The organism is Jiangella endophytica, from assembly GCF_003427025.1.
GTDB classification, from domain to species: Bacteria; Actinomycetota; Actinomycetes; order Jiangellales; family Jiangellaceae; genus Jiangella; species Jiangella endophytica.
Window position 1 is genome coordinate 1 of sequence record NZ_QVAI01000053.1, and the last position, 1,545, is coordinate 1,545.

The window sequence follows — 1,545 nt, forward strand, 5'->3', positions numbered from 1 at the left end:
GCCGGTGACGGGGTCGAGATCGTCGCGTTGACGATGGGTCCCGGCGGCGCCGAGGCGGCGGTGAAGAAGGCGTTGCAGATGGGCGCGGACTCTGCTGTGCACGTGGTCGACGACGCGTTGCACGGGTCCGACGCGTTGGCCACCGCGCGGGTGTTGGCGGCCGCGGTCACGAGGATCGGCGCCGTCGACTTGGTCCTGACCGGTATGGCCTCGACCGACGGCGGCATGAGTGTCGTCCCGGCCATGCTGGCCGAGTACCTCGGGTTGGCGCATGTGGGGTTCGTCGGCGAGCTGGTGGTGTCCGGCACCTCGGTCACGGCGCGGCGCGACGGTGACACCGCGTCGGAGACCATCGAGGCCGCCCTGCCGGCGGTGGTGGCGGTGACCGACCAGATCAACGAGCCCCGGTATCCGTCGTTCAAGGGGATCATGGCGGCGAAGAAGAAACCGGTCGAGACGTGGACGCTGGCCGACCTCGACATCGACCCGGCCCAGGTGGGATCGGGTGCGGCGTTCTCCACCGTGCGCGAGGTGGTCAAGCGGCCCGAGCGCACCGCCGGTCAGGTCGTGACCGATGAGGGCGACGGCGGCGTGCGGCTGGCCGAGTTCCTCGCCGCGCAGAAGTTCATCTGAGCAGGGGTGGAGTAAACCGATGGCAGAGATCCTGGTCCTGGTCGACCACGTCGACGGCGAGGTCCGCAAGACCACGCTGGAGTTGCTGACCCTGGCGGCGCGTGCGGGCGAGCCGGCCGCGGTGTTCCTCGGGTCGGGCTACGACGCCGCCCGCGACACCCTGGGCGCGCATGGGGCGGGCAAGGTGTATGTGGTCGAGGCGAGCGAGTTCGAGCAGTACCTGGTCGTGCCCAAGGCCGAGGCGCTGGCGCAGATCGTCCGGTCGTCCGGCGCGGCCGGTGTGCTGCTGACGTCCAGCCCGGAGGGCAAGGAGATCGCGGCCCGGCTGGCGGTGAAGCTCGGCTCCGGCGTCATCACCGACGCCGTGGACATCACAGTTGTCGCGTCCGAAATGGTGACGACGCAGTCGGTGTTCGCGGGCGGGTACACCGTCACCGCGGCCGTCACCACGGGCGCGCCGGTCATCACGGTGAAACCGAACGCGGTGACCCCCGAGGTCACCGGCGGCGCCGTCGGGACGGAGGAGAAGGTGGCGGTCGCGTTCTCCGAGGCCGCGACGAGGGCCCGCATCGTGGAACGGGCGCCGCGCGCGGCGACCGGGCGGCCGGAGCTGACCGAGGCCAGCATCGTGGTGTCCGGTGGGCGTGGCACCGGTGGTGACTTCGCCCCGGTCGAGGCGTTGGCCGACGCTCTCGGCGCGGCCGTGGGCGCGTCGCGCGCGGCGGTCGACTCGGGCTGGTACCCGCACGCCTACCAGGTCGGGCAGACCGGCAAGACCGTGTCGCCGCAGCTGTATCTGGCGGCGGGGATCTCCGGGGCGATCCAGCACCGGGCCGGCATGCAGACCTCCAAGACCATCGTGGTGGTCAACAAGGACCCCGAAGCGCCGATCTTCGCGATGGCCGACTTCGG

2 protein-coding genes are annotated in these 1,545 nt (G+C 71.4%); both read left to right on the top strand.

All coding sequences use genetic code 11. The features are described from left to right. Positions 1-633 (top strand): electron transfer flavoprotein subunit beta/FixA family protein (locus tag DZA62_RS35210; RefSeq protein WP_157988115.1); only part of this gene is annotated, 633 nt, incomplete at its 5' end. A 19-nt stretch (positions 634-652) separates the two neighbouring features. Further along, positions 653-1,545 (top strand): electron transfer flavoprotein subunit alpha/FixB family protein (locus DZA62_RS35215; RefSeq protein ID WP_157988116.1); only part of this gene is annotated, 893 nt, incomplete at its 3' end.